This window comes from Nocardiopsis sp. NPDC055824 (assembly GCF_053616335.1).
Genome location: NZ_JBSHDN010000356.1, coordinates 1 through 3,400, shown reverse-complemented (window position 1 = coordinate 3,400; position 3,400 = coordinate 1). Strand labels below are relative to the sequence as shown.

General features: G+C 73.5%; 4 protein-coding genes. 2 read left to right on the top strand and 2 right to left on the bottom strand.

Annotation, left to right across the window (positions count from 1 at the left end; genetic code table 11):
• Positions 1–94: 94 nt before the first annotated feature.
• Positions 95–340 (bottom strand): DUF2630 family protein, encoded by a 246-nt coding sequence (locus ACWGL3_RS31700; RefSeq protein WP_267948784.1) that lies wholly within the window; start codon positions 338–340, stop codon positions 95–97.
• Positions 341–594: 254 nt separating this feature from the next.
• Here ACWGL3_RS31700 and ACWGL3_RS31695 point away from each other — a divergent pair, with 254 nt between their 5' ends.
• Positions 595–885 (top strand): metal-sensitive transcriptional regulator, encoded by a 291-nt coding sequence (locus ACWGL3_RS31695; RefSeq protein ID WP_267948783.1) that lies wholly within the window; start codon positions 595–597, stop codon positions 883–885.
• 113 nt (positions 886–998) lie between these two features.
• On the opposite strand, the gene ACWGL3_RS31690 is transcribed toward ACWGL3_RS31695, so the two are convergent.
• Positions 999–2,375, bottom strand: coding sequence for an NAD(P)/FAD-dependent oxidoreductase (locus ACWGL3_RS31690; protein ID WP_267948782.1), 1,377 nt, complete (start codon positions 2,373–2,375; stop codon positions 999–1,001).
• Between the two features lie 301 nt (positions 2,376–2,676).
• On the opposite strand from ACWGL3_RS31690, the gene ACWGL3_RS31685 reads away from it, so the two are divergent.
• On the top strand, positions 2,677–3,324 hold the full coding sequence (locus tag ACWGL3_RS31685) for a hypothetical protein (RefSeq protein WP_452462143.1): 648 nt from the start codon (positions 2,677–2,679) through the stop codon (positions 3,322–3,324).
• Positions 3,325–3,400: the final 76 nt, after the last annotated feature.

Below are 3,400 nucleotides of genomic sequence, written 5' to 3'. Positions count from 1 at the left end.
GTGCGCGCACGGCCCCCGTCCCGGCGCCGGTGTCACCGTGTGACGCTCACGGGGCACATGAAGTTTCGCCTCGGGGTGGCTGGAACCGCCGGGGTTACTGGCGGTAGTTCTCGACCTCGGAGGCGGGGCGGACCCGCGCCTCGTCGGGGTCCTGGCCGAACTCGCTGCGGGCCCGCCGCTGCCGGAGCAGGTCCCAGCACTGGTCCAGCGCGGCCTCCACCTCCTCCATGCGGCCGCGTTCCTCCGGCTCCAGTCCCCCGGGGGCGGAGCGGAGCGCGTGCTCCTCGTCCATCAGTCCCCGGATGGTGGCCATGATGTCGTTCTCGGCGCTTTCGCTCATACGGCCATCGTCGGCTCGGCCGGTGGCGGGGGCAAGGCCCCCGGCCCCGGGCTTGCCCAGATCAGACCGGACGTTTACGGCCCGGGACGGCGAGGCGATCGGCCCTCGTTCGTCTGGGAAACTCCTACTACGGCCGCATTGACCACCACGCGCACGGGGCCGGGACGGCGGAATGCGTTCCACACCCCCGCGGTTGGATACCTGTAGGGGGTATGGTAATGGCATCTGGGCAGGAACAACACGGAAGCGGGACCATGGCTGCGACCCACGGTTACAGCAACGACAAGCAGAGTCACATCAACCGGCTGCGCCGGATCGAGGGACAGATCCGCGGACTCCAGCGCATGGTCGAGGACGACCAGTACTGCATCGACATCCTGACCCAGACGTCGGCCGTGAACAAGGCGCTGCGGTCCTTCTCCCTCGCCATCCTCGACGAGCACCTCAAGCACTGCGTGGCCCACGCCGTCGCCAACGGCGGCGAGGAGGCCGACGAGAAGGTCCGCGAGGCGTCCGAGGCCATCGCCCGCCTCGTCCGCTCCTAGGGGGCGCCCCCGGACTCCCCCGCGCCGCGGCCGGACACGGCCCGGGCGGCCGCCGGAGCCCCGACGGCCGGGCCCCGCCCGGGGCCCGGCGCACGCCGCCGGCCCGCGCGGCCTCAGTCCTCTCCGTAGCGCTCCCGCTCGTTCTCCAGCAGGCGCGCCCCCTCCTTGCCCGAGGTCGCGGCGTCCAGGTAGTCGACCGCCTCGTTGGCGACGAACGACGAGGGGCGGCCGTCGTCGGCGAAGCCCAGCCGCGACACCTCTCCGCCGGTGAACGCCCGGATCCCCCAGTTGGCCAGGATGCGGGCCCGGGCGGTCGGGGACGGCACCGCCATCATGTGGTAGCCGCGGGTGACGCCCAGCGCGGGAAGGCCGGTCAGGTCGAACTTGAGGACCCGCGCGAGCGCGTCCCTGCCGCTCAGGTCCACCACCAGTCCCATGTCCTTGTGCCGGAAATCGCGCAGCGGACGCCCCAGCAGGGAGGCGACGACGTTCTCCGCGGCGGTGGCGGCCTGGCGTGTGGCGTACTGCGCGGTCGGCGGGCAGTAGGCGCCGCCGTCCTGGGCGAGGTTGGGGACCGCCGCGGCGTCACCGATGGCGAACACCTCCGGGACCCCGGGCACGCGCAGGTCGGCGTCCACCTCCAGGCGGCCCCGCTGGGTGGGCCTGTCCAGGGTCTCCATGAGCGGGCTGGGCGAGACGCCCGCCGTCCAGATCAGTGTCCGGCAGGGCAGGGCCCGGCCGTCGGTGAGGACCACCTTGTCGGCGCTCACCTCGCGCACGGACACCTTGAGCTTGACCTCGATCCCCAGGGAGCGCAGCAGGTCGAGCGCCTTGCGGCCCAGCCGGTCGCCGAGCTCGGGCAGCACCTTGGGCGCGATGTCGACGAGGTGCCAGCGGATCACCGAGCGCAGCTCCGGGTAGCGCTTGGCCGCCTCCTGGCAGAGCCGCATCAGGGAAGCGGCGGTCTCGACGCCGGTGTAGCCCCCGCCGACCACGACGAAGCGGCAGCGCTCCTCACGCTCGGCGGGGTCGCGGGTGTCGTTGGCCAGTTCCAGCTGGGCGAGGACGTGGTCGCGCAGGAGCACGGCCTCCGCCAGGGTCTTGGCGCCGTAGGCGTGCTCGGTGAGCCCGGGGATGTCGAAGGCCCGGGTGAGTCCCCCCGGCGCGAGCACCAGCCGGTCGTAGCGGAGGGGCGCGAGCTCACCGGTGGGCCGGCGGACGAGGACGACGCGGTCACGGGTGTCCACGCCGACGGCGTGTCCCGGGACGAGCCTGGTCTCCCTGGTGAGCCGGTGCACGGACATGGCGACCGACTGGGGTGTGAGCAGCCCTGAGGCGACCTGGGGCAGCAGCGGGCTGTAGAGCATGTAGTCGTGCGGGGCGACGAGGGCGATGTCGGCCGCCCCCGCCGGGATACGGCGTTCGAGGTGACGCAGGGTGTGGAGTCCACCGAAACCTGCGCCGACCACCACGATCCGAGGCCGAGACATATACACCGCTCCTTCTCCGTGTCGTGGTACGGGACGTCATGGCGTGTCTGGGGGACGTTGGACGCAGGCGTACCCACTATCACCGCGGCCAAATGTACGACCGGAGGAGGCGATCCGGGACGTTTCCCGCCGGGGGTCCCGGGGACTTTGTCGCCTCTTGGCCCGGGACGGGAAAGGCATACGCGTCCTTCATCCCCGCGAAACCCCGGGATGACCTGCGATCCGGAACACTGGTGACTGTATGTAACGACACGATCACGAAACGTGTCGCAGCCTGACCTGGAAGGAGCAGTGAAAAAGCATGCGTGCGTTCACCAGGATCGCCGCCACCACCGCCCTGGCCGGAGGACTGACCGTGCTCGGCACGGGCGCCGCCCTCGCCGCCTCGGCGGAGGGCCCCGGGGAGTGGTCTCCCCACGGGACCTTCGAGACCGTCACCGTCCAGGCCCTCGTGGACTGGATCGACCGCAACGCCTCCGACCCCGGGAAGGACGCCGACCCCGTTCCGGCGGACGTTCCCGCGGAGGAGGCCCCCGAGGGCGCCCAGGGGCCGAGCGGTCCCGCCGGGCCGAACCAGGGGAACCCGGCGCAGGAGGCTCCGGCGCAGGAGGCTCCGGCACAGCAGGCTCCGGCACAGCAGGCGCCCGGACAGGGGGCCCCGAGCCAGGAGGCTCCGGCACAGCAGGCGCCGGGCCAGGAAGCACCCGGACAGCAGGCGCCCGGGTCCGCCGCCGAGGACGGCGCCCCCGGCGGGGCGACCGGCCCCGGGAGGCCGCAGGAGGACGCGCCCGCCGACGCGGACGCCCCGGCGCAGGCCCCGGCCGGTGTGGTCGAAGCCCCGTCCGAGGCCACCGCGGAGGAGGCGCCCGCGGAGGAGGCGCCCGCCGACGCGGACGCCCCGGTGCAGGCCCCGGCGAAGCCCGCCGACGCGATCGGCGCGCGGCCGTAGGCGCGCCGCCGGGAGACCCCTCCGCGGGGAGTCCCGGCGCACTCCCGTGGGGGGCGGGGACGGGCGGCAGGCCGGC

What these genes read in the sequence shown, in the direction of transcription:
- ACWGL3_RS31700 (WP_267948784.1), bottom strand. Translation starts at nt 340, where the DNA reads ATGAGCGAAAGCGCCGAGAACGACATCATGGCCACCATCCGGGGACTG.
- ACWGL3_RS31695 (WP_267948783.1), top strand. Translation starts at nt 595, where the DNA reads ATGGCTGCGACCCACGGTTACAGCAACGACAAGCAGAGTCACATCAAC.
- ACWGL3_RS31690 (WP_267948782.1), bottom strand. Translation starts at nt 2,375, where the DNA reads ATGTCTCGGCCTCGGATCGTGGTGGTCGGCGCAGGTTTCGGTGGACTC.
- ACWGL3_RS31685 (WP_452462143.1), top strand. Translation starts at nt 2,677, where the DNA reads ATGCGTGCGTTCACCAGGATCGCCGCCACCACCGCCCTGGCCGGAGGA.